We start from the raw sequence: 19,013 nt of genomic DNA on the forward strand, positions 1-19,013 counted from the left end.
GGGTCCGGGGAAGAGGAGCGGTACGTGAGCGAGAGCAGTGCGCCCGGATGGCGTAGGGCGACCGGTGTCGCGGGCCTCGCGATCGGCGTGCTGGCCACCGGCGCCGCCGCCGGCGTGGCCATCGAGCGGATGACCGTCGGCCGGGGCATGCGCCGCAAGGCCCGGCTCGTTCTCGACTCGGCGGGGCCCTATGGGGCTTTGCGGGGGACGCCCGGCAAGGCGTACGCCGACGACGGGACCGAGCTGTACTACGAGGTCGACGAGGTCGAGGCGGACGCCGAGAGCGGCAGGCGGCGGCGGTTGTTCGGGCGGCGGGCGCCCGCGCCCGTGACCGTGGTGTTCAGCCACGGGTACTGCCTCAATCAGGATTCCTGGCATTTCCAGCGGGCCGCCCTGCGCGGTGTCGTGCGGACCGTGCACTGGGACCAGCGCAGTCATGGGCGTTCCGCGCGGGGCGCCGCGCAGGTGGAGCGTGGGGAGCCCGTCAGTATTGAGCAGCTCGGCAGGGATCTGAAGGCCGTCGTTGATGCCGCTGCTCCTGAGGGGCCGCTGGTGCTTGTCGGGCATTCCATGGGTGGGATGACCGTCATGGCGCTCGCCGATCAGTTCCCGGAGTTGGTCCGGGAGCGGTGTGTCGGCGTGGCTCTGGTGGGGACCTCGTCGGGGCGGCTGGGGGAGGTCAACTTCGGGCTGCCGGTCGCCGGGGTCAACGCCGTGCGGCGGGTGCTGCCCGGGGTGCTGAAGGCGCTGGGGCAGCGGGCCGAGCTGGTGGAGAAGGGGCGGCGGGCCACCGCCGATCTGTTCGCCGGGGTCATCAAGCGGTATTCGTTCGCCTCGAGGGATGTCGATCCCGCTGTCGCGCGGTTCGCCGAGCGGATGATCGAGTCGACGCCGATCGATGTCGTCGCCGAGTACTATCCCGCGTTCGACGGGCATGACAAGGCTGAGGCGTTGGCGCACTTCGGTGAGCTGCCTGTGCTGGTGCTGGCGGGCGTGGAGGATCTTGTCACCCCGAGTGAGCACAGTGAGGCCATCGCCGATCTGCTGCCGGGGGCCGAGCTGGTGCTCGTGCCTGATGCCGGGCACCTGGTGATGCTGGAGCATCCCGAGCAGGTGACCGACCGCCTCGCCGACCTGCTCGTCCGCGCGGGCGCGGTGCCCGCAGGGGCTACCGTGGGTGGCTATGGAAGCAGCAGTACCGCACAGCCTCGCTGAACTGACCGTCACCTCCCCCGAGCAGATGCGCGACCTCGGCCGGCGTCTCGCCAAGCTGCTGCGCGCGGGCGACCTCGTGCTGCTCTCCGGTGAGCTGGGGGCCGGCAAGACGACCCTGACGCGCGGGCTCGGCGAAGGGCTCGGCGTGCGGGGCGCGGTGACCTCGCCGACGTTTGTCATCGCCCGGGTGCACCCCTCGCTGGGGGACGGCCCGCCGCTCGTGCACGTCGACGCCTACCGGCTGGCGGGCGGCCTCGACGAGATGGAGGACCTGGACCTCGACGTCTCGCTGCCCGAGTCGGTGGTCGTCGTCGAGTGGGGCGAGGGCAAGGTCGAGGAGCTGGCCGAGGACCGCTTGCACGTTCTCATCCACCGGGCCGTCGGTGACACCACCGACGAGGTGCGGCACGTGACCGTGCGGGGGCTGGGGGCGCGCTGGGCCGGGGCCGAGCTGGGGTCGCTGTCCGCCTGAGCGTTTCCGACAAGCTGTCGGCAAGGTGTTGCGTACGCGGCGTCCCGCGTGGTCACATGGTATCCAGCTCGCGGTTAGGTATACCTAACCGCGTCCCGCCCCCGACGTACAGGAGGCGCCATGCCGGCCGTCCCGAGCACGCGTGAGTCCACGCCGCGACCGGTGCCCATGCGTGACCTGCTCGCCGCGTGCGCCGCGGCCGCCGCCGTCTCCACCCCGCCGCGCGCACCCGAGCCGCCGCGGCAGGAGAAGGCTGCGGAGGGGCGGCGGGAGGCCGCGTAGGGGCTACGGCACCACGACGACCGTGCGGCCGATGGTCGCGAACTTCCACATCGCCGCGCCGTCCGCCCGGGTCTCCCGGATCCCGCCCGTGCGTTCCGTCGGGTCGAGGACGGGCGCCGAGCCGTCGACCGCCGCGCTGAACCCGATCACCGTGCCGTCCACGCTCGCGAAGCGCACCACGTGTTCCACCGGGACGCCGTCCGAGCCGGTGACCTCCCCCGAGCGGGACGTCACCCGGTAGGTGCCCGGGGCCGGGTCGACCGTGCTGGGGCTGACGCCGAACGTGCGGCGCACCGTGTCGCCCTGGTCCACCAGCCACACCCGGTCGCGGCCCAGCGAGTACACGACCCGCTGTCCCAGGCCCGTGCGCGGCGGCAGCGCGGCCGGGTGGTTGCTGCGGGGCGCCTTCGGTGCGGGCGCCGGGGAGCCGGACGCCTGCCGCTTCAGGTCCGGGGGGACCGTCTCCGCCGCCCGGTGGCCGAGGTAGCCGACCGTCGCGAGGGCCGCCGCGGTCAGCCCCGCCACGATCGCCGAGCTGGTCCCCGCCATCGCCGTCACCCCTGTCCTGCTTTGCCCCGCACTGTACGGATGTGACGCGACCGTAGCAGTCCGTGACCGTCCGGCCCGTGCGGCCGTGGCCGGGGCGCGGGAGCCGTAGGCTGTTTGCGTGCTCTTGCTCGCTCTGGATACCGCCACCCCCGCCGTCACCGTCGCGCTGCACGACGGCGACGACGTCATCGCCTCGTCGAGCCAGGTGGACGCCCGGCGCCACGGCGAACTGCTGCTCCCGGCCGTCGACCGGGTGCTCGCCGAGGCCGGTCTGCGGCTCGACGCCGTCACCGGGATCGTGGCCGGCATCGGCCCCGGTCCCTACACCGGCCTGCGCGTCGGCCTGATGACCGCCGACACCTTCGGGCTCGCCCTCGGCGTGCCCGTGCACGGTGTGTGCACGCTGGACGGCCTGGCCTACGCGGCCGACCTGGACGGCCCCTTCGTCGTGGCGACCGACGCCCGCCGCAAGGAGGTCTACTGGGCGCGGTACGCCGACTCGCGCACCCGGCTCACCGAACCGGCCGTCGACCGGCCCGCCGACATCGCCGACCAGGTCGCCGGGCTGCCCGCGGTCGGCGCGGGCGCGCTGCTCTACCCGGACACCTTCCCCCGGGCGCACGAGCCGGAGCACGTGAGCGCCGCCGCCCTCGCCCGGCTGGCCGTGGAGAGGCTGAAGGCGGGCGAGGAACTGCCCGCCCCCCGGCCGCTGTACCTGCGGCGGCCCGATGCCCAGGTCCCCAAGAACTACAAGGTGGTCACCCCCAAGTGACGGGAACCGAGACGGTCGTCCTGCGTGAGATGCGCTGGTGGGACATCGACCCCGTGCTGGAGCTGGAGCGCGACCTCTTCCCCGAGGACGCGTGGTCGCGCGGCATGTTCTGGTCCGAGCTGGCCCACTCCCGCGGGCCCGGGGCGACCCGGCGCTACGTCGTCGCCGAGGAGGGCGGCCGGATCGTCGGCTACGCCGGCCTCACCACCTCCGGCGCGGAGGGCGACGACGGCGCCGCCCCGGCGGCCGACGTCCAGACCATCGCGGTCTCCCGCGACCACTGGGGCACCGGGCTCGGCTCGCGGCTGCTGACCGAGCTGCTGCGCGCGGCCACGGCGTTCGAGTGCGCCGAGGTCATGCTGGAGTGCCGCGTCGACAACGTCCGCGCCCAGAAGCTCTACGAGCGCTTCGGCTTCGAGGTCATCGGAGTCAGGCGCGGCTACTACCAGCCGGGCAACGTGGACGCGCTGGTCATGCGCTTGACCGGCCCGTCCTCCTCCGTGACCCCGGGCCACCCCGTGAACGGCGTACAAGGAACCGAGATCCATGGCTGACGAACCCCTGGTACTGGGGATCGAGACCTCCTGCGACGAGACCGGCGTCGGCATCGTCCGCGGCACCACCCTGCTCGCGGACGCCGTCGCCTCCAGCGTCGACGAGCACGCCCGCTTCGGCGGCGTCGTCCCCGAGGTGGCGAGCCGCGCCCACCTCGAGGCGATGGTCCCCACCATCGAGCGGGCCTTGAAGGAGGCCGGGGTGAGCGCCCGGGACCTCGACGGGATCGCCGTGACCGCCGGTCCCGGCCTCGCAGGCGCGCTGCTCGTCGGCGTCTCGGCGGCGAAGGCGTACGCCTACGCCCTAGGCAAGCCGCTGTACGGGGTGAACCACCTCGCCTCGCACATCTGCGTCGACCAGCTGGAGCACGGGCCGCTGCCCGAGCCGACGATGGCGCTGCTGGTCTCCGGCGGCCACTCCTCGCTGCTGCTGTCCGCCGACATCACCTCCGACGTGCGCCCGCTCGGCGCGACCATCGACGACGCGGCCGGCGAGGCCTTCGACAAGATCGCCCGGGTGCTGAACCTCGGCTTCCCCGGCGGCCCCGTCATCGACCGGTACGCCCGGGAGGGCGACCCTCAGGCCATCGCCTTCCCGCGTGGTCTGACCGGGCCCCGCGACCCGGCGTACGACTTCTCCTTCTCCGGGCTGAAGACGGCCGTGGCGCGCTGGATCGAGGCCAAGCGGGCGGCGGGCGAGGAGGTGCCGGTGCGGGACGTGTCGGCGTCCTTCCAGGAGGCCGTCGTGGACGTGCTCACCCGCAAGGCCGTCCGCGCCTGCAAGGACGAGGGCGTCGACCATCTGATGATCGGCGGCGGCGTCGCGGCCAACTCCCGGCTCCGCGCCCTCGCCCAGGAGCGCTGCGAGGCCGCCGGCATCCGGCTGCGGGTGCCGCGCCCCAAGCTGTGCACGGACAACGGCGCGATGGTGGCCGCCCTCGGCGCGGAGATGGTCGCCCGCAACCGCGCGGCCTCCGACTGGGACCTCTCCGCGGACTCGTCGCTTCCGGTCACCGACCCGCACGTGCCGGGCAGCGCCCACTCCCACGACCACGTCCACGAGACCGCCGGGGAGAACCTCTACACATGACCGTCGCGCTGATGTGGGAGGCCCGCGCGGTGCCCGGCCGCGGCCCCGACCTGCTGGCCTGGGCCGAGGAGCGGGCCCGCGTCCTGCCCCGCCGTCCGGTGCGCCGGGAGGTCTTCCGCGCGCCGCAGGACCGCGTCCTCGTCATCACCTGGTGGAACGCCCCCCTCGACGCCGACCTCCCCGAGCTCCCCGAGCCGGAGAGCACGCTGGTCACGCGGGCGGTGCACCGGTGGCGGTTCGAGTCGCTGGGGAGTGTGTGATCCGACTCGTTTAACACCTCAGTACCGGGATCGACTGAATGGTGTGCTTTTGAGATCCGGAAGCGCCTATGGCGCCGGCGGGGGCCAAGTTCCGTAGTCCAGCCGGCCTGACGTGGCTAAGCTGAGCGCTCGCCGTCATCGGCGCCGGCCACGTCGAGTCCGGGGGGACACGCGCGCATGGACGAACAGCTCCGCCGCCTGCACGAGTTGGCGAAAGCCTCGCCGAACTTCGGAATGCTGTACGGGCATGAGCCGCTGCTCGCACTCTACGGCTCACAGTCCGAGTTGAACGTCTTCACCAACCCCAATGCGGCCTCCGTCAGCGCGCGCCAGTTCGGTGAGGTCCTGGCCGAGGAACTGGTGCGCCGCACGGGCCTCCGCGTCACCGGCACCCGCCAGATCGACCGCCTGCGCGCGCTGACCAGCATCGGTGCGCTCACCGCCCCCGTGCGCGAGGCGTTCGACACGCTCCGCCGAAGCGGCAACGAGGCCGTGCACGCTCACGTCTTCGACACGACCGCCGCCCTCGCCAACGTCCGGCTCTGCTGGGACCTGGGTGTCTTCTTCGACCGCGCGCTGACCGGCTCCCGCACCGTGCGGGCCTTCGTGCCGCCCGCCATTCCCGATGACCTGAGCGACCCGGCCGAGGCGCGGGCACTGCGGGAGGCGCTGGACCGGCACCGGGCGACGCTCGCCGAGTCGCGCGTCCGGCTCAGCGAGACGGAGAACCGCCTGGAGGCGGAGCGCAGGGCCCGGGAGGAAGCCCAAGCGCTGATGACCAGCGCGCAGCAGTCGCAGGCCGCGCTGGCCGAGCAATTGCAGCAGCTCCAGTCGCAGATTGCCGAGTTGCGCAAGGCACAGCAGGCCGATTACGAGAAGGAGCGCCGGCAGCCCCGCAAGGTAGCCGTGTCCGCCCGGCAGGCGATCGTCGAGCGGGCGCAGCGCCCGGCGCCGCTCAACGAGGTACAGGCCCGCGTCCGTATCGACGCGCTCCTCGAGGCCGCGGGCTGGGTCGTCCAGGACCGCGACCAGCTCAACCCGCTGGCCGGACGGGGCGTCGCTGTGCGGGAGTTCACGCTGGCGACCGGCCGCGCCGACTACGTTCTGTACGTAGACCAAAGGATCGTCGGCGTCATCGAGGCCAAGCGCGAGGGCACCCCTCTCAGTAGCGCCCTCTCGCAGAACGAGCGGTACGCGCGTGGCGTGCACCGGGACTACGCGCTCAGCGTGTGGCGCCGGGACGAGCCGTTCGCGTTCCGGTACGCCACCACCGGCACCGAGACGTATTTCGTCAACCGCCTTGATCCGGATGCCCGTTCCCGCGCGGTTTTCGCCTTCCACCGACCCGAGACAATCGCCGAGTGGATGCGCCGTGCCGAGAACGTGGAGGCGGAGGGTGCGACGTTCCGCGCGGCGCTGCGTGAGCGGATGCCGGAGTTGGAGCGGCATGGCCTGCGGGATGCCCAGTTCGAGGCGATCAACAAGCTGGAGGCGTCCCTCGCGCAGGATCACCCGCGCGCCCTGATCCAGATGGCGACGGGTGCCGGAAAGACATTTACCGCGGTGACCGCCACGCACCGGCTGCTGCGGCACGCGGGCGCTGGGCGTGTGCTGTTCCTCGTCGACCGGAACAACCTAGGCCGCCAGGCCCTCGGCGAGTTCCGCCGCTACAAGACGCCCGACGAGGGCCGCACCTTCACCGACCTCTACAACGTGGACCGTCTAGGCTCCGCCGGGATCCAGCGGACGTCCGCGGTGGTTGTCTGCACGATTCAGAAGATGTACAGCCTACTCAAGGGCGAGCCGCTCATGGACGACGACGCGACGGCGGACGCCCAGGACGAGCAGGCCGATAAGGACCGCGACAAGGCGTACGCGCTGGACCACCCTGCGTCGGTCGAGTACCAGCCCAGCGTGCCCATCGAGTCGTTCGACGTAATCATCGTCGATGAGTGCCACCGCTCGATCTACGGCCTGTGGCGTGCCGTCCTGGAGTACTTCGACGCCCACCTCGTCGGCCTCACCGCCACCCCCACCCCGCAGACCCGCGGCTTCTTCGACAACAACCTGGTCTCTGAGTACACCTTCGAGCAGGCGGTCGCCGACGGAGTCAACGTCGACTTCGACATCGCGCGCATCCACACGAACCTGCGGGACGACGGCGGCGCCACCATCGAGGCTGGCACGACCGTCCGCATCCGCGACCGCAAGACGCGCGCGCAGCGGTACGAGGAGCTTGAGAACGACTTCGAGTACAGCATCCGGGAACTCGGCCGATCGGTGATCAACGAGGACGAGATCCGGCAGGTCCTCACCCTCTACAAGAACACCTGGCCCCGCTGGTTCCCGGGCCGCGCCGAGGTGCCGAAGACGCTGATCTTCGCCGTGGGCGAGGATCACGCCGAGGAAGTCCTCAAGCAGGTCAAGGAGGTCTTCGGACGGGGCGACGAGTTCGCCAAAAAGATCACCTACAAGTCCCGGCAGAACGGTGAGAACCCCGATGAGCTGATCAGCGCCCTGCGTAACTCCCCGAGTCTCCGGGTCGCCATCACGGTCGACATGATCGCCACGGGCACGGACGTGAAGGCCCTGGAGTGCGTGATCTTCCTCCGGTCGGTGCGTAGCCCCGTGCTGTTCGAGCAGATGAAGGGCCGCGGCGCCCGTTCCATCGACCCGGACGAGCTGCGCGCGGTCACCCCAAAGGCGGCGAGGGATCTGGCTAAGGACAGGTTCGTCCTGGTGGACGCGGTCGGCGTCACGGACTCGCCCCTGGTCGACGCCCGGCCCCTGATCCCGGCCGGCGAGCGGCAGGTGTCCCTCAACAAGCTCCTGGACAAGACGGCGACGCTGGCCCTGACCACGGACGAGGCCGAGACACTGGCCCGCCGCCTTGCCCGCGTCGACCGCCAACTCACCGACGACGAGCGTCGGCGCATCGACGAGGTCGCGGGCGACGGCACCACGCTGACGTCGCTCGCCCGCAACCTCGCCGACGCCGTCGACGTCGACAGCCAGGACGCGGCACTGAGGTCGGGCGGCGAGCAGGCGGCACGCAAACTGGTCACGGACGCCATTGCGCCACTCACGGGCAACCCGGAGCTGCGCAAGCTGATCGTCGAGATCCGTCACCAGCAGGACCTGACGTACGACGAGACCACGGCCGTGACCGTCACCGACGTGGTCGAGGTGGACCGTGCCGAGCGTGCCCGTGAGGAGCTGGAGGACTGGCGCGAGGTGCTGACCAAGGCCGAGCGGGACCGTCACGCCGCCGTCCAGGTCGCCCTGGGCTCAGGCAGCGGCAACCGTTCGATCGCGGAGAAGCGGGCGGCACTGCGTGAGCTGGAAGGCAAGATCAAAAGCGGCCCGCGTGCGTGGACGCCGACGGTACTGTGGGGTCACTATGAGCAGCTGGGCCGCGCTGCCGCGCATCCGGGGCGCGAGGCGGGCCTCGGTGACCTGATCGCGCTGATCCGCTACGAGCTCGGAGCGGATGATCAGCTTCAGCCATACCGTAACGTTGTCGAGGAGCGCTTCCAGGGCTGGCTGCTGCGTCAGAGGCAGGCAGGCGTGGAGTTCACCGCCGAACAGATGTGGTGGCTGGAACGGATACGCGACGTAATCGCAGACGACGTGGGCATCGAGTCACCCGAGCTGAACATCGAGCCGTTCACCGCACAGGGCGGCCGCGGCGGGTTCGCGGCCACGTTCGGCGGCAGAACGAGAGCGCAAGAACTGTTGGGCGAACTGAACCGGGAACTGGGTTGAGCTGCACGGACTTCTCCGAGGGAGCTGGGCTTCCGGACGGGTGGGTTTCCGTTCGTCTGGCAGACGTACTTTCCGAGCCCCTGAGTAACGGACGTTCCGTTCGCGATCATGTAGGGGGCTTCCCGGTCCTGCGTCTGACCTCGATCAAGGATGGGTGGATCGACCTATCTGAAAGTAAACGGGGTGCGTGGACGGCCGATGAGGCAGCGCCCTTTTATGTGACTGAAGGGGACTTTCTGCTCAGTCGCGGAAACGGATCACTAAACCTCGTCGGGCGCGGTGGAGTCGTCGGGGCCGTTCCGACGCCGGTGGCTTTTCCGGACACGATGATCCGAGTCCGTCCTGATAGACGAGTTCTTGACCCGGCGTTCCTCAGGCTCCTTTGGCAGTCACCCATAATTCGATCCCAGATCGAATCGCGAGTGCGTACCACGGCCGGAATTTACAAGCTCAACCAGAAGATCCTTGAGGATATTCGCCTGTTGCTTCCGCCGCTGAGTGAGCAGGAGCGGATTGTTGAGGCTCTGGACGCCCAACTGTCGCGTCTCCATGCTGCGGTCACTACAGCTCAGCGGGCGCGCCGCAGGCTCGAAGGTCTCCGGAAGACGGTGTTTCTTAAGCTTGTCCCTGAGGAGCCGCCAGGCGACTGGCGTGTGGTCACCGTCGAAGAAGCCGGCACGGTGGAACTCGGCCGCGCTCGACACCCCGACTGGCACAACGGTCCCGAGATGCACCCGTACCTGCGCGTCGCAAACGTCTTTGAGGACCGCATCGACACGTCGGACATCATGGAGATGGATTTCTCCGGGATCTTCGAGAAGTACAAGCTTTATAACGGTGATGTGCTCCTCAATGAAGGGCAAAGCCCTCACTTGGTCGGCCGACCGGCCCTGTATCGAGGTGTTCCCGAAAGTGTGGCATTCACCAACAGCCTTCTGCGCTTTCAGGCCAACGAGGATGTTCTTCCCGAATGGGCTTTGATGGTCTTCCGTCGGCACCTGCATGCCAAGCGCTTCATGCGTGAGGTTCGTATTACGACGAACATCGCGCATCTCTCGGCGAAGCGTCTGAAAGCAGTCGAGTTCCCCATCCCTCCTCTGTCTGTCCAGAAGCAGTTGGTGACGAGATGCGACGAGCTGCTCACCGGTATCGCCGCCGTCGATACCGAGGCTGAGCGAAGCCTCCGTCGAGCTAATGCTCTGCGCAAGGCGCTGCTCCGCAAGGCATTTTCGGGCTGTCTGGCGCCCCAAAAACCCGACGACGAGTCGGCCGCCGCCGTACTCGATCGCATCCGCACTGAGCGGGCCGCTCACCCCAAGCCGAAGCGCACGCGGAAGGTTTCAGCCGCCCGCAAAGCCGCCGAGACCAACCCGGTGCCCGAACCCACCGAAGCCCCCCGTACCTCCGTCCAGCAGGAGAATTCCCTGTGACCGCCGTCGAAGAGACCACCACCGAACCGGCGCCCGAGGTACGGGCCAAGGCGGCCGCGCAGACCAACACCCTCGTCGCGAAGCTCTGGAACTACTGCAACGTCCTCCGCGACAACGGTATGTCCACCATCGAGTACGTCGAGCAGCTCTCCTATCTCCTCTTCCTCAAGATGGTCGACGAGATGGTCGAGGAGGCTTGGGAGGACGACGAGATCACCCAGGTCATCCCGCCGGAGTACGACTGGAAGTCTCTGGTCACCAAGCGTGGTGTGGAACTGGAGCGTCACTACCGAGACGTCTTGGACGAACTCGGCCGCCGCCCGGGCACCACCATCGGCACGATCTTCGCCGAAGCGCAGAACCGCATCACCAAGCCCGCCCTCCTCGAAAAGCTCGTCGTTGAACTGATCGGCCGCGAGCAGTGGATGATCCAGGGCACCGACCTCAAGGGCGACGCCTACGAAGGCCTCCTCAATAAGGGCGCCTCCGACACGAAGACCGGCGCCGGCCAGTACTTCACCCCCCGCGCCCTGATCGACGCCATCGTCGAGGTCACCCGACCCACGCCGGACGACATCATCGCCGACCCTGCCTGCGGCACCGGTGGCTTCCTCATCGCCGCGCACTCCTACCTGCGCAAGCACCACATAAAGGGCCTGAGCAGAGAGAAGCGCACCGCGCTCCAACGGGGCGACCACATCCGTGGCAACGAACTCGTCACCGGCACCGCCCGTCTCGCCGCGATGAACATGCTGCTCCACGGCATCGGCACCAGCGACGGCCCCAGCCTCGTCACGGTCGGAGACGCCCTTGCTAAGAAGCCCAGCGGACGTCACGCCACGCTCGTCCTCGCGAACCCGCCCTTCGGTCGAAAGTCCGCGATCAACGTGATCGGCCAGGATGGGACGGTGGAGAAGGAGGACGTCGAGTATGACCGCGACGACTTCACCGTGACCACGTCCAACAAGCAGCTCAACTTCCTGCAACACATCATGTCGCTGACGGCGGTTGACGGACGAGCCGCAGTCGTCCTCCCCGACAACATCCTCTTCGAGGGCGGCGCCGGCGAGAAGATCCGGCGCCGACTGCTGAACGAGTTCGACCTGCACACGATCCTGCGCCTGCCCACCGGTATCTTCTACGCGGGCGGCGTCAAGGCCAACGTCCTCTTCTTCGACAAGAAGCCCCCGCGAGCGGACGGCAAGCCACAGACCACCAAGACGTGGATCTACGACTTCCGCACGGGCCAGCACTTCACCCTGAAGCAGCGCCCGATGACCCGCGCCCACCTGGACGACTTCGTCGCCGCCTACCGCCCGGGTGAGCGCGAGAACCGCAAGCCCTCCGATTCACCGGACGGTCCCTGGCAGGTCTTCACCTACGACGAGCTGATCAAGCGCGACAAGGTGAACCTGGACATCACCTGGATGAAGGACCCAGCGCTGGAGGACGCGGACAGTGACCTGGAGCCCGAGGTCATCGCCCAGGAAATCGTCCAGGACCTGCAAGCGGCCCTGGACGAGTTCAAGGCGATCGCCGAGGCGCTCGGCGGTGAAGTGATCGAGGACGAGGCCGAGCTGGCCTAACTCGACGAGGTCACCGCCCCCTTCCGTACGCCCTCGCACCGGATGTGGGCAGGACCGCCCACATCCGGGTACCGCCGCTGGGCTGCCGCGCCGCGTCGAACCCCCACGTTCCGCCGCAGGCCCGGACGACCGCCGCGAGGACTCGCAGAGTCCCCTTACGCCGCGCGTCGCAGACCGCGGAGAGACGGGGGTGGGTGTGCCGAGGGTGGCTGTCGTAGGCGATCACCCGGACCGTTCCGTCGCGGTGTCGTAGGGACACATAGATGTCGTCAGCGGCGCTGAAACGGCAGGCGCAGGCGACCAGTTCGCTCACCGTCTGCACCACGGCCTCGGTCGCGTCCCCGAGTCCGTGCAGGTCAAGGGCGGCGCGAGTCGCCGCACGGGCCATCGCCGCGCTGGCCGGGGCGGCGGGCAGGGTGAGGCTGTAGGAGAGGGTGTCGGACGTGGGCTCGATCGCCGGAAGCGAGTCCGACGAGATGGGGCACAGAGTGACGGCTGTCATCGCAGACATGGCGGATCCCCTTACGGCAGAGGGCAGATGAGGGTCAGGTTGCGCGCAGCCGGTGGCCTGTCTCCCTGACGCGAGCCCGCCCCTCCCAGGGCAGGAGGACGCGGGCAGGCTCGCGTGATGCACTTCCAGCTACATAACTGCACGTTGCTTATGCGCTACTAAACGTAGCGCACTATGGAGGTACATGTAACTCCTTGGATGAAATGGCCGGGTGGACCTCCCTGGCCGTGTCCGGGCAGACTGACCCCGTCAAACACCTGAAACGGAGCCGGCTTTGGTAGCGAGAAGTGCCCCGACTGAGCGTCAGCGGCGCCTTGGTGCCGAGTTGCGGAAGATGCGCCAGGCGGCCGGTATGACGACGGAGCATGCGGCCGGATTGCTCGGCGTCCCGCGCACGAACATTCCGAATATGGAGTCCGGACGGGCACCTGTCAGTGGTGCCCGCGTACGGACCCTCGCCAGCAATTACGGTTGTACGGATCAGGACTACGTCGAGGCGTTGGCCGCCATGGCTGGCGATCGCACCAAGGGCTGGTGGAAGGGCTATCGAGGCCAACTCCCCGCAGGCTTGCTGGACATCGCGGAGCTGGAGTGGCATGCGCGGGGCCTGCGCTTCATCCTCAGCGTCCATCTTCCCGGCCTGCTTCAGACCGAGGACCACGCTCGCGCCGTATTCGAGGCGGTCATTCCTCCGCTGCCGGAGGCCGACATAGAGGTGCGTCTCGCCCACCGCGTCGACCGTCAGCGCATCCTCGACCGTACCGACCCGCCGCAGCTCGACGTCATCGTCCATGAGGCGGCACTGCGCATGCAGTTCGGCGGCCCGGCCGTTGCACGTCGGCAGTTGGGAGAGTTGCTGCTTGCTTCCGAGCGGGAGAACGTCACTCTGCGGGTGATTACGTTCAAGGCCGGCGCCTTTCCTGGCGCAGGCCAATCGGTGACCTACCTCCAGGCCGACGTTCCCCAGCTCGACACGGTCGAGTTGGACAGCACGCATGGGCCGGAGTTCATCGACTCGGAGATGCAACTGCGCAAATACCGCGCGCACTTGGTCGCTGCGGAGTCAGTTGCCCTCGCTCCTGGCACATCACGCGATTTCATCCGCTCCCTCGTTAACGATCTCTAGGAGGCGCCATGCCGGACATCCAGTGGGAGGATCCCTTCTGCGGTGAAGGTGCCAACTGCTTCCGTCTAGGCACCGACGCTGAAGGCAACGCCTACATCGCCATAGCCGGCCAGGAGGACCACCCCCTCACCGACACCCGGGAAGCCCTCGTGCAGCTCATCCGGGGCATCAAGGCAGGCAAGGCCGACCACCTCCTCTAGCTTCAGCGGCCTGCCCGGTGCAAGCTTGGTACGGGGGAAACGATCACGAAGGCCCGGGGGGCGCGTTGCTGGAGAACCTGATCCAGAGCAAGGCAATGACGATCGAAGAGGTGTTCACCGGCCGTCGCTACCAGTTAGACACCTATCAGCGCGACTTCACTTGGGGACGTACAGATGTGCGTCGCCTCATCGAAGACCTGCGCAAAAAGTTCATGCAGAACTGGAAGCTCGAGCACGACCGGGAGCAGGTCGCCCACTACCAGCCTTACTTTATGGGCCCGTATGTCTATCACGAGGATGCGTCCGTCACCTACCTCGTGGACGGACAGCAGCGCATCACGACACTGCACCTGATGCTGGTCTATCTCCGCGAACTACTGCGGGCCCAGGATCTCGACCACGATGCGGACGGACTGACCAGCCTGATCGAGACTCGTAAGTACGGGAAATCCGTCCACACCCTCGACATCCCGGAGCGCCGGCAGTTCCTGGACGAAGTCTTCAAGGACCACGACTACGTACTCCCCGAAGGCGCTTCCGGCGCCCTGCGCAGGCTGTGGGACGCGTCCCGGGTTCTCCGGGAGGAGTTCCCTGACGACCTGCGCGGTGACGCGCTGCCCTACTTCGTCGACTGGCTCCTCGACGGCGTCTGCATGGTGGGCATCCGGGCCGCCACCTCTGAGCAGGGGTGGGAGATGTACGAGTCGATGAACGACCGGGGGGTGCGGCTCGGCCCGATCGACCTGCTGAAGAGCTTCCTGCTGTCCGAGGTCGGCCCCGAGCACGCGAGCGGCGCCGCGAACGTCTGGCGTCAGATGATCTCTGAGCTGGCCGGCGTCGACGTGAACGCTCCCAGCGAGTTCATCAAAACCTATCTAATTGGCCGCTGTGCGAACGTCGGCACAGGTAAGGGCTCGGACGAACTCTCCCCGGACGTGGAGAGAATCAACGGTCCGTTCCACACCTGGGTCAAGGACAACGCCGCGCGCCTGGAACTGACACGCGCGTCGGATCACCGCAGGCTTATCGACGATCTCGCGGAGAACGCCAGGCGGTACCTCGCGCTCGCAGCGGCAGCCACCAGCTACGTTCCTGAGCTCAGCAGCGTCTACTTCAACGCCTACAACGGCATCTCCATGCAAGCTGCACCCATCCTTGCTGCAGTCAGTCCCGGCGACGACATCAGCACTTTCAAGGCGAAGGCGAAGATCATCGCCGACTACCTCGACCTCGTGTTCGTACGCCGCCTCGTCAACGACCTGCCGGCCTCGAGCACCGACCTCGACCGCGAGGCCGTCAGGCTGGTCGGCCTCCTGCGCGGTGGCACCGACGTGGACAGGCTTCGCGATGTGCTCGCCCGCGAAGTCGCTTCCCTGGATTACGACTTCACCAGCATGAGCACCTACGGTCTGCGCTCCAACAACCGCCGTCAGGTGCGCTACCTCCTGGCCCGCCTTACCGGCTACGTCGAGACAGGCTGTGGTCGGGGCGACGACATGAGCAGGTACCTCGACAGTCGACGCCCCTTCGAGATCGAGCACATCTGGGCCAACCACTTCGACCGGTATCAGCCCGAGACGCCTACTCGAGCCGAGTTCGACTCCTACCGCAACCGTCTCGGCGCGCTGCTGCTGCTCCAGAAGTCGGACAACGCCAGCTATCAGGATCTTCCCTACGAAGAGAAGCTCGACTACTACCAGCGGCAGAACCACCTCGCCGGCGCGCTGCACCCCAAGCACCGGGAACGGAACGCCCCCTTCAACAAGTTTGTGAAGCAGCACAAGCTCGACCGGCCGCTCCGCGCCTTCACCAAGTTCGACAAGGCGGCAATCCGCACGCGCCAGGAACTCTACCGACGCCTGTGCGAGATCATCTGGAATCCGGCGGCCTCCTTCGGCGCGTCAGTCGTCCCCGCGCAGCGTCCTGACCGCTCCCGCACACGCACCCGAGCGCGGTACGACGTCGCGGTCACCGACCTCATCGCCAAGGGCCTGCTTCCGGAGCGTGCCCAGCTCGTGGGACGGCGTCGCGAGGAAGAGTTTTATGCCCAGGTGCTCGACGACGGCCGTATTCAGGTGGCCTCCGGCGAGAGCTTCGGGTCCCTGTCCGCAGCCGGGGAGTTCGTCCTCCAGACAAAAGCGTGCCCCGGATGGAACTTCTGGCGCGCCCGGATCGGCGGCCGAGAGGTGCGACTCGTCGAGGTCAGGCGTGAGGCGCTGGAGAAGGGACTCGTCTGAGGGTTGGCTCATGCCCGTGGCCCCCTTGGTGGGGGCCACGCCCTGACTCTCAGGGCGACGAGCGTGTCCTGGGTGCGACGGTTCCCTTAAAGCCCAGCCAGACCCTCATGCGCCTGGATTCAGCGAACATTTCGATGTCGAACTCGAATGTTCCGAAGGCGTAGGACCGTCTGGAGGGTTCGCCATGTGAGCTCGCGGAGATACGATCGCCGCCATGACTTCCCCGCAGCCCGCTGACACCCGGACCCACGGGCGCAGCACGCAGACCGCGACGCTCGCCGAGATCGCCCGCGAGGCGGGTGTCTCCGCGCCGACTGTTTCGAAGGTGCTCAACGGCCGCGCCGACGTCGCCCCCGGCACCCGTTCCCGGGTCGAGGAGCTGCTGCGCACCCACGGCTACCGGCGCCGCCGCGCCGAGGCCAGCCGTTCGCCGCTGATCGACCTGGTCTTCCACGAGCTGGAGAGCGCCTGGGCGATGGAGGTCATCCGGGGCGTGGAGAACGTCGCCCGGGACGCGGGGCTGAGTGTCGTGCTGTCCGAGAGCGCGGGGCGGCTCACACCCGGCCGCACCTGGGCCGATCAGGTCGCCGCCCGCCGCCCGCACGGCGTGATCCTGGTGCTGTCCGGCCTCGACGAGTCCGGGCGCGCGCTGCTGACCAGCCGTTCCATCCCGTTCGTGGTGATGGACCCGGCCGGCGACCCGGGCACCGACGTGCCCTCCATCGGCGCGACCAACTGGCAGGGCGGGCTCGCCGCGACCCGGCACCTGATCGAGCTGGGGCACACCCGGATCGGTGCGATCAGCGGACCCTCTCGGATGATGTGCAGCCGCGCCCGCGTCGACGGCTACCGGGCGGCCCTGGAGACCGCCGGGCTGCCGGTGGACCCGTCCCTGATCGTGTCCGGCGACTTCCACCACGACGCCGGCTACCGGCAGGGGCTCGCCCTGCTGCGCCGCGAGGACCGGCCCACCGCCGTGTTCGCCGGCAACGACCTCCAGGCGCTCGGGCTGTACGAGGCCGCGCGCGAACTGGGGCTGCGGATTCCGGAGGACCTGAGCGTGGTCGGCTTCGACGACCTGCCGGTGGCCCGCTGGGTCGGCCCGCCGCTGACGACCGTACGGCAGCCGCTGACGGAGATGGCGGAGGCGGCGGCCAAGCTGGTGCTCGACCTCGGCAAGGGCGAGGACTCGGCGTCGGCGACGCGCGTGGAGCTGGCGACCAGCCTGGTGGTGCGGAGCAGTACGGCGGCACCGGCGGGGCGCTGAGCTCTCCGGCGGGCAGGTCGTCGCGAATCTGAGAATTTCGCGAGAAAGACGTCCGGGGAACGCCTCCCGTCATGATTCGGACGTAAGTTCCCGTCTGTGACGGGACATCGGGGGGCAAGCGGGGACAACGGCACGGGGGACGCCGGGGGCGCGGACATACCGCCCGGCCGGCGGAGGAGACGCACGCTGAAGGCCGTCGGGGGTGTGCTGGCCGGGCTGCTCGTGCTCGGCGCGGGCGCGGCGGCCTGGGCGTATCTGCGGCTGGACGGGAACATCCGGGGCGTCGACATCGACCAGGCCCTGGGCGACGACCGCCCCGCCCGTGCCACGGCCACCCCTGCCCCGTCGACGTACGGGGACGCCTCGCCGCTGCCGTCCGGGGCGCTGAACGCGCTGGTGCTCGGCTCCGACTCGCGCACCGGAGCGGAGAACCGGGAGCTGGGCGGCGGGCCGGAGGGCGGCGCGCGGTCCGACACCGCGATGGTCGTGCACCTCGACGCCGGGCGGACCTCCGCGACGGTGGTCAGCATCCCCCGCGACACCCTCGTCGACCGGCCGTCCTGCCCGCTGGAGGACGGGGGCGCGACGACGCCGGCGTCCGGGGTCATGTTCAACACGGCCTACGAGGTGGGCGGTCCGGTGTGCGCGGTGAAGACCGTCGAGGCGCTCACCGGTGTGCGTATGGATCACTACGTCGAGATCGACTTCGCCGGGTTCGCACGCCTGGTCGACGCGCTCGGCGGGGTCACCGTCACCACCCGCGAGGACATCGACGACGACCGCAGCCACCTCACGCTCGACGCGGGCACCCACCACCTGGACGGCGAACAGGCCCTCGCGCTCGCCCGCACCCGGTACGACGTCGGCGACGGCAGCGACCTGAACCGGATCACGCTTCAGCAGGACCTGGTGAAGGCGCTGGTCCGGCAGATCGGCGAGCGGGATCTGCTGACGAACCCGGCCGCGCTGTTCGGGGTCGCCGACGCCGTCACCGAAAGCCTCACCACCGACACCGGTCTGGACTCCCTCGGCGAACTGGCGTCCTTCGCGGGCAGCCTGGACGGCCTGACCGCCGACCGGATCACCACTGTGACCATGCCGGTGCTGCCGGCCCCCTCCGACCCCAACCGGGTGGTGCCGGACGAGCCGGAGGCGGGGAAGCTGTGGGCCTCGCTGAAGTGAGGCGAGAATTTTTTCTTCCGGGTGTCGATTTCCGTCCGCGCCGTTCGACGCAAAGGTGAGAGGCCGGGAAGGACCCGGCCCGCACACCCCGAGGAGCCGACATGCCGCGCTATCTCTCCCTCATCCGCATCGACGAGAACAACGCCCCCGAGGGCGGACCCAGCCCCGAGCTGATGCAGCGGATGGGCGAGCTGATCGAGGAGATGACCAAGAACGGCGTCCTGCTGGACACCGCCGGACTGACCCCGACCGCCCAGGGATCCAGGGTCCACTACGAGGGCGGACAGCTGTCCGTGACGGACGGGCCGTTCACCGAGACCAAGGAGGTCATCGGCGGGTACGCCCTCCTCCAGGCCAAGGACAAGGCCGAGGCGATCGAGTGGACCAAGCGGTTCCTGAAGGTGCACGAGCCGCACTGGACGGTGACCTGCGAGGTCCGGGAGATCGAGGAGGGCTGACCGGGCCGGCCTCGCGGGCCGCACTTGGCCCGGCCGCCGTACGGGTGTCTGATGGTG

The 19,013-nt window shown here is 68.9% G+C and carries 18 protein-coding genes; 16 read left to right on the forward strand and 2 right to left on the reverse strand.

Features of this window, described 5'->3' with window-relative positions; translation table 11 throughout:
• Nucleotides 1-24 precede the first annotated feature (24 nt).
• The 3 genes from AY578_RS19890 to AY578_RS19900 all read left to right on the forward strand — a co-directional run bounded on the left by AY578_RS19890 (nucleotide 25) and on the right by AY578_RS19900 (nucleotide 1,969).
• Nucleotides 25-1,215, forward strand: a complete 1,191-nt coding sequence (locus AY578_RS19890; RefSeq protein WP_258903479.1) for an alpha/beta fold hydrolase — start codon at nucleotides 25-27, stop codon at nucleotides 1,213-1,215.
• Entirely contained in the window at nucleotides 1,184-1,687 is a 504-nt protein-coding gene (gene tsaE / locus AY578_RS19895) for a tRNA (adenosine(37)-N6)-threonylcarbamoyltransferase complex ATPase subunit type 1 TsaE (protein ID WP_026244295.1), read from the forward strand. Before AY578_RS19890 ends, tsaE begins: the two co-directional genes overlap by 32 nt.
• Nucleotides 1,688-1,807: 120 nt before the next feature.
• Nucleotides 1,808-1,969 carry a hypothetical protein gene (locus tag AY578_RS19900; protein ID WP_215048722.1) on the forward strand — a complete coding sequence of 54 codons (162 nt, stop codon included), beginning with the start codon at nucleotides 1,808-1,810 and terminating at the stop codon, nucleotides 1,967-1,969.
• 3 nt (nucleotides 1,970-1,972) lie between these two features.
• Here the strand turns inward: AY578_RS19900 and AY578_RS19905 are convergent, their stop codons facing one another.
• Nucleotides 1,973-2,518: a hypothetical protein gene (locus tag AY578_RS19905; protein WP_215048721.1), complete on the reverse strand. Its 546-nt coding sequence runs from the start codon at nucleotides 2,516-2,518 to the stop codon at nucleotides 1,973-1,975.
• Between the two features lie 118 nt (nucleotides 2,519-2,636).
• Between AY578_RS19905 and tsaB the strand changes: the two genes are divergently transcribed.
• The 7 genes from tsaB (at nucleotide 2,637) to AY578_RS19940 (ending at nucleotide 11,975) form a co-directional block, all read left to right on the forward strand.
• Complete coding sequence (gene tsaB, locus AY578_RS19910; RefSeq protein WP_019527945.1) at nucleotides 2,637-3,290, forward strand: tRNA (adenosine(37)-N6)-threonylcarbamoyltransferase complex dimerization subunit type 1 TsaB; 654 nt, start codon at nucleotides 2,637-2,639, stop codon at nucleotides 3,288-3,290.
• Nucleotides 3,287-3,844: a ribosomal protein S18-alanine N-acetyltransferase gene (rimI, locus tag AY578_RS19915; RefSeq protein ID WP_028960234.1), complete on the forward strand. Its 558-nt coding sequence runs from the start codon at nucleotides 3,287-3,289 to the stop codon at nucleotides 3,842-3,844. Before tsaB ends, rimI begins: the two co-directional genes overlap by 4 nt.
• Nucleotides 3,837-4,934: a tRNA (adenosine(37)-N6)-threonylcarbamoyltransferase complex transferase subunit TsaD gene (tsaD, locus tag AY578_RS19920; RefSeq protein WP_136238192.1), complete on the forward strand. Its 1,098-nt coding sequence runs from the start codon at nucleotides 3,837-3,839 to the stop codon at nucleotides 4,932-4,934. The genes rimI and tsaD overlap by 8 nt, the downstream gene beginning before the upstream one ends.
• Nucleotides 4,931-5,194, forward strand: coding sequence for a hypothetical protein (locus tag AY578_RS19925; RefSeq protein ID WP_019527942.1), 264 nt, complete (start codon nucleotides 4,931-4,933; stop codon nucleotides 5,192-5,194). Before tsaD ends, AY578_RS19925 begins: the two co-directional genes overlap by 4 nt.
• A gap of 177 nt (nucleotides 5,195-5,371) precedes the next feature.
• A complete protein-coding gene (locus tag AY578_RS19930) occupies nucleotides 5,372-8,959 on the forward strand; it encodes a DEAD/DEAH box helicase family protein (RefSeq protein WP_136238193.1) in 3,588 nt (1,195 codons plus the stop codon).
• Entirely contained in the window at nucleotides 8,956-10,389 is a 1,434-nt protein-coding gene (locus AY578_RS19935; protein ID WP_136238194.1) for a restriction endonuclease subunit S, read from the forward strand. Before AY578_RS19930 ends, AY578_RS19935 begins: the two co-directional genes overlap by 4 nt.
• A complete protein-coding gene (locus tag AY578_RS19940) occupies nucleotides 10,386-11,975 on the forward strand; it encodes a type I restriction-modification system subunit M (protein ID WP_240801029.1) in 1,590 nt (529 codons plus the stop codon). The genes AY578_RS19935 and AY578_RS19940 overlap by 4 nt, the downstream gene beginning before the upstream one ends.
• A gap of 10 nt (nucleotides 11,976-11,985) precedes the next feature.
• Here the strand turns inward: AY578_RS19940 and AY578_RS19945 are convergent, their stop codons facing one another.
• Nucleotides 11,986-12,486 (reverse strand): ATP-binding protein, encoded by a 501-nt coding sequence (locus AY578_RS19945; protein ID WP_240801030.1) that lies wholly within the window; start codon nucleotides 12,484-12,486, stop codon nucleotides 11,986-11,988.
• A gap of 352 nt (nucleotides 12,487-12,838) precedes the next feature.
• Here AY578_RS19945 and AY578_RS19950 point away from each other — a divergent pair, with 352 nt between their 5' ends.
• The 6 genes from AY578_RS19950 to AY578_RS19975 all read left to right on the forward strand — a co-directional run bounded on the left by AY578_RS19950 (nucleotide 12,839) and on the right by AY578_RS19975 (nucleotide 18,956).
• Nucleotides 12,839-13,612 (forward strand): DUF5753 domain-containing protein, encoded by a 774-nt coding sequence (locus tag AY578_RS19950; RefSeq protein WP_370879060.1) that lies wholly within the window; start codon nucleotides 12,839-12,841, stop codon nucleotides 13,610-13,612.
• 8 nt (nucleotides 13,613-13,620) lie between these two features.
• Nucleotides 13,621-13,812, forward strand: a complete 192-nt coding sequence (locus AY578_RS19955) for a hypothetical protein (RefSeq protein WP_136238196.1) — start codon at nucleotides 13,621-13,623, stop codon at nucleotides 13,810-13,812.
• Between the two features lie 65 nt (nucleotides 13,813-13,877).
• Nucleotides 13,878-16,049: a GmrSD restriction endonuclease domain-containing protein gene (locus tag AY578_RS19960; RefSeq protein WP_136238197.1), complete on the forward strand. Its 2,172-nt coding sequence runs from the start codon at nucleotides 13,878-13,880 to the stop codon at nucleotides 16,047-16,049.
• A 214-nt stretch (nucleotides 16,050-16,263) separates the two neighbouring features.
• On the forward strand, nucleotides 16,264-17,316 hold the full coding sequence (locus tag AY578_RS19965; RefSeq protein WP_019527941.1) for a LacI family DNA-binding transcriptional regulator: 1,053 nt from the start codon (nucleotides 16,264-16,266) through the stop codon (nucleotides 17,314-17,316).
• A gap of 96 nt (nucleotides 17,317-17,412) precedes the next feature.
• Nucleotides 17,413-18,498: an LCP family protein gene (locus AY578_RS19970; protein WP_437000325.1), complete on the forward strand. Its 1,086-nt coding sequence runs from the start codon at nucleotides 17,413-17,415 to the stop codon at nucleotides 18,496-18,498.
• Nucleotides 18,499-18,599: 101 nt separating this feature from the next.
• Nucleotides 18,600-18,956, forward strand: a complete 357-nt coding sequence (locus AY578_RS19975; protein ID WP_019527939.1) for a YciI family protein — start codon at nucleotides 18,600-18,602, stop codon at nucleotides 18,954-18,956.
• Nucleotides 18,957-19,013 lie beyond the last annotated feature (57 nt).

This window comes from Streptomyces thermocarboxydus (assembly GCF_024760485.1).
In the GTDB taxonomy this organism is placed as follows: Bacteria; Actinomycetota; Actinomycetes; order Streptomycetales; family Streptomycetaceae; genus Streptomyces; species Streptomyces cellulosae.